At 74.8% G+C, this 4,638-nt stretch carries 3 protein-coding genes; all 3 read right to left on the bottom strand.

Going from position 1 to position 4,638, the window contains the following annotated elements; genetic code table 11:
* Positions 1-2,925 (bottom strand): type I polyketide synthase (locus tag C1I98_RS45440; RefSeq protein ID WP_146607839.1); only part of this gene is annotated, 2,925 nt, incomplete at its 3' end.
* Complete coding sequence (locus tag C1I98_RS46400) at positions 2,922-3,386, bottom strand: cytochrome P450 (RefSeq protein WP_111171682.1); 465 nt, start codon at positions 3,384-3,386, stop codon at positions 2,922-2,924. The genes C1I98_RS45440 and C1I98_RS46400, both read right to left, overlap by 4 nt.
* A 123-nt stretch (positions 3,387-3,509) precedes the next feature.
* Positions 3,510-4,638 (bottom strand): thioesterase domain-containing protein (locus C1I98_RS35480; protein WP_233508462.1); only part of this gene is annotated, 1,129 nt, incomplete at its 5' end.

The raw sequence follows: 4,638 nt of genomic DNA, 5'->3' as shown, positions 1-4,638 counted from the left end.
GGCCGGGGGCTCCGGCGGCGGGGCCTCCTCCAGGATCACGTGGGCGTTGGTCCCGCTGATCCCGAACGCGGACACCGCCGCGCGGCGCGGCCGGTCCACCCGGGGCCAGGGCGTCGCCTCGGTGACGACGCGTACCGCGCCCGCGTTCCAGTCCACATGCGGCGACGGTTCGCCGACGTGCAGCGTCCCCGGGACCATGCCGTGCCGCATGGCCTGCACCGTCTTGATGATCCCGGCCACGCCCGCGGCGATCTGCGGGTGGCCGATGTTCGACTTCAGCGAGCCGACCAGCAGCGGGCGGGCGGCGGGCCGGTCCCGACCGTAGGCGGAGAGCAGCGCCCCGGCCTCGATCGGGTCGCCCAGCGTGGTCCCGGTGCCGTGCGCCTCGACCACGTCCACGTCGCCGGGGTTCAGCCGCGCGCCGTGCAGCGCCTGGCGGATCACCGCCTCCTGGGACGGACCGTGCGGCGCGGTGAGCCCGTTGCTGGCGCCGTCCTGGTTGACCGCGCTGCCGCGGATCAGCGCCAGCACGGAGTGCCCGTTCCTGCGGGCGTCCGACAGCCGTTCGAGCAGCAGCATGCCCACGCCCTCGGACCAGCTCGTACCGTCCGCCGCGGCGGAGAACGGCTTGCAGCGCCCGTCGGAGGCCAGCGCGCGCAGCCTGCTGAACTCCACGAATATCCCCGGGTTGGCCATCACCGTCGCGCCGCCGGTCAGCGCCAGGGAGCACTCCCCCCGGCGCAGCGAGTCGGCGGCCAGGTGCAGCGCCACCAGGGACGACGCGCACGCCGCGTCAACGCTGATCGCCGGTCCGACGAGGCCGAGGGTGTAGGAGATCCGCCCGGAGGCGACGCTGGCGACGTTGCCGGTCAGCAGGTAGCCCTCCACGTCGGCGGGCGCGGCGTACAGCGGCGGGCCGTAGTCCTGGGTCATCACGCCCGCGTACACGCCGGTACGGGTGCCGCGCAGGGTCGCCGGGACGATGCCGGCCCGCTCCAGCGCCTCCCACGCGGTCTCCAGCAGCAGCCGCTGCTGGGGGTCCATCGCGGCGGCCTCGCGCGGGCTGATCCCGAAGAACTCCGCGTCGAACAGCTCCGCGTCGGCGAGGAACCCGCCTTTGCGGGCGAGGCTGGTGTTCGGCCGGCCCGGGTCGGTGCTGAACAGGCGGTCCAGGTCCCAGCCACGGGTGGCGGGGAAGTCGCTGATCGCGTCGCGGCCGGAGATCACCAGGTCCCACAGGTCTTCGGGGGAGCGTACGTCGCCGGGGAACCGGCAGCCCATGCCGACGATGGCGATCGGGTCGTCGTCCGGCGCGGCCTCGGCGGCCGGTACGACGGGCGCGGCGGGGGCCTCCGGCGACGGCAGCAGGGAGAGCAGCAGGTCGGCGACCGCCGTGGGCGTCGGGTGGTCGAAGACCAGGGTGGCGGGCAGCGGCAGGTCGGCGGCCTTGGCGAGCCGGTCGCGCAGCCGTACCGCGAGGACCGAGTCGATCCCCAGGTCCTGGAAGGCCGCGTCGGACGGCACGCCGCCCGGTCCCGTGCCGTCGTCGAGCAGGGCGGCCACCTGCGTCTTGACCAGGTCCAGGACCGCGCTGTGCCGTTCAGTCACGCTGTGCCCTTCGACCGCGCTGTGCCGTTCGCCGGCGAGGGCGGGTTCGGGCAGTTCCACCACCCGCCCGCCGAGCCCGGTGAACGCCGCCGTCCAGTCCACGTCCACGCCCCGGGCGTACGCCTCCCCCATGGAGGTCAGCAGCCTGGCCCGCCCGCCGTCGCCGCGGCGCAGCGAGCCGGTCACGGTCACCTCGCCGGGCGTGCGGCCCGCCGCCTCCGCGCTCTGCTCGATGCCACCGGTCAGCATCGGGTGCGGGCTCAGCTCGACGAACGCGCCGAACCCGTGCCGCAGCAGCGCCAGCGTCGCGTCATGGAAGCGGACCGTGCGGCGCAGGTTGGTGTACCAGTACCCGGCGTCCATCTCCCGCGTGTCCAGGAGGTCGCCGGTCACCGAGGAGTACAGCGGGATCGCGCCGGGACGCGGCCGGATCGGGGCCAGCGAGCCGAGGATCTCCTCGCGCACGGCCTCGACGTACGGCGAGTGGGCGGCGAAGTCCACCGGCACCCGGCGGGCCCACAGCCCGTCGGCGGCGCACGCCGCGAGCAGTTCCTCGATCGCGCCGGTCTCGCCGGACACGAGCATCGAGGCGCCGCCGTTGACCCCGGCCAGGATGATCCGCTCGCCGTACGGCCGCAGCAGTTCCGGCACCCGGTCCACCGGCGTCGTGATCGCGGCCATCGCCCCCTGCCCGGAGAGCCGGGCCTGGGCCTTCGCCCACAGGGTGGTCACGCGCGCCGCGTCCGAAAGGGACAGCGCCCCGGCGACGTACGCCGCCGCCGTCTCCCCCAGCGAGTGGCCGATCACCGCGTCCGGCTCGACCCCGTGCGCGCGCCACACCCGCGCCAGCCCGACCATCATCGCGAACAGCGCGGGCTGCACCACGTCCACCCGTTCCAGCCACGACTCATGGGCCCGGCCCGCGAGCACGTCGGCCACCGACCAGTCCACGAACGGCCCGAACGCCGCCGCGCACTCCTGCACCGCCTGCCGGAACACCCGGTCGGTAGCCATCAGCTCCCGGCCCATCCCCTGCCACTGCGCGCCCTGACCTGGGAAGACCCACGCGATCTTGCCCACGTCACCGGCCGCACCACCGGAGGCGACCTCCTCCAGCCCGGCCAGCAACTCGGCCCGATCGCCACCGACGACCACCGCGCGATGCGCGAACACCGGACGCGCCCCCGCCAGCGACACCCCCACGTCCGCGACACCAATCGACGCGTCCTGCGAAACGAACCCTGCCAGCCGCCGCGCCTGATCCCGCAGCGCACCCGCGTCCGGGCCCGAAACCACCCACGGCACGGTCTCACTCATGCGCACTCCCTTTCTGGGAAGGCCCCACCTAGGGGCAGTTCGACCGCGGCGCGCAGCAGCCCCGGACGCCGGCGAAGCTCCTCGACGGCGCACCCGAGGCGCAGGCCGGGATACCTGTCGAGCAGCGCGCCGATCGCGATCTCGCCCTCGATCTTGGCCATCCGCGCCCCCAGGCAGTAGTGGATGCCGTGGCCGAAGGCGAGGTGCGGCGCGGGGAAGGCGCGGGTGATGTCGAAACGGTCCGGGTCGCGGTTCGCCGCGGCGGTGGCCACGATGACGCAGCGGGCGGGTCCATGTTGGCCATCGCCCCGCCGAGCAGTTCGGAGGTGCGCAGCAGCACCTGGACGCGCGGCGGCAGCGAGGACGGGTCGTCGATGTCGCGCAGCGGGGCGTCGATGCCGTTGCTCAGCCGGGGGTCGCTCAGCGCGGCCACGGCGTCGTCGTACCGGGTGATCAGCCATCGGGTGATGCCCAGGCCGTCGGGCAGGGACACCTGGACCACCGGGCCGGTCTCCCGGAGGTCGCGCAGCAGTGGGAAGGGGTCGCGGTCGAAGTCGGAGGGGAACGTCGTCACGGTGGACGCGTCACTCACCGGTCTCTCCTTCTGCGTCGGACGGCACGGCCGCCGGTAGGGCGGCCCGGATGCGGTCGGCGAGGATCTTGGCGTGCCGCTGGTCGAGTACGGTCCAGTGGTCGCCGGGCACCGGCACGACCTCGACGCCGCGCGGATACAGCGGCGCCAGGTGGGCGCGCAGCCGGGCGCGCAGCCCAGCGTCGGCCCTGGTCTTGAACACAACGACCGGGCACGGCGCGGGGCGCGGCACGTGCCGGAGCATGGCGGTGATGTTGCGGTTGTGGACGCCCGCGTAGTCGGGGATGAGATCGCCGACGGCCCGGCCGCCCTGGGTGACCTCGCCGATCCGGTGCACCCTGCCGCCGTCGCGGGCGAGCCCGTGCAGGTTGAGTTCCCGGCGCGGGCCGCCGAGCCCGAGCAGGGCCTGGCCCTGGAACCACAGGCCGCGCAGCAGCCAGGACGGCCGGGTGGCCACCGCCCGGCCGCGCGTGTCGGGCAGGAAGCCGTCGATGGCGAGCAGAAGTCGCACCGTCTCGCCCTGCCGGGCCAGGATCCGGGCCATCTCGTGCGCCACCATCGCGCCGAAGGACCAGCCGCCGAGCAGGTACGGCCCGTGCGGGCGCACCCGCTTGACCAGCGCGACGTGCGCGGCGGCGATGTCGGCGAGCCGGGCCGGTGAGACGCCGCCGTCGTGCAGGCCGGGGGCCTCCAGGCCGTAGACCGGGCGGTCGTCGATGAGCGCGGCGACGTGCCGGTAGCACAGCGAACTCCCGGCGGCCGGGGCGGCCAGGAAGATCGGGTCGCCCGTGCCGCGTTCGGCCAGCACCATCAGGTTGGGCGGGCGGTCGTCCGTCTCCACGCTGGCGGGTGTCTGTTCACCGACCAGTTCGGCCAGCCTGCCGTACGTCGGGCGGCGGGCGAACTCCGGCATCGGCACGCTGACCCCGAACGTGTCGCGGACCCGGGCCAGCAGGTGGACGGCCGCCAGCGACTCGCCGCCCAGCGCGAAGAAGTCGTCGGTGTCGCGCGCCCGGGCGACGCCCAGTTCCTCGCACCACAGGGCGGCGAGCGGGCCGTCGGCCGGGGCGACAGGGGTCGGCGCCTGCGGGTCGGGGGTCTCCTCGATGATCTCCGGGGAC

This window comes from Spongiactinospora gelatinilytica (genome assembly GCF_003236385.1).
Taxonomy (GTDB): domain Bacteria; phylum Actinomycetota; class Actinomycetes; order Streptosporangiales; family Streptosporangiaceae; genus Spongiactinospora; species Spongiactinospora gelatinilytica.
Note: the sequence above shows the minus strand (reverse complement) of the source record. Positions and strands in the feature narration are given on the sequence as shown.

Coding starts and splice junctions, on each gene's coding strand:
- C1I98_RS46400 (WP_111171682.1), bottom strand. CDS start 3,386: ATGGCTGATCACCCGGTACGACGACGCCGTGGCCGCGCTGAGCGACCC.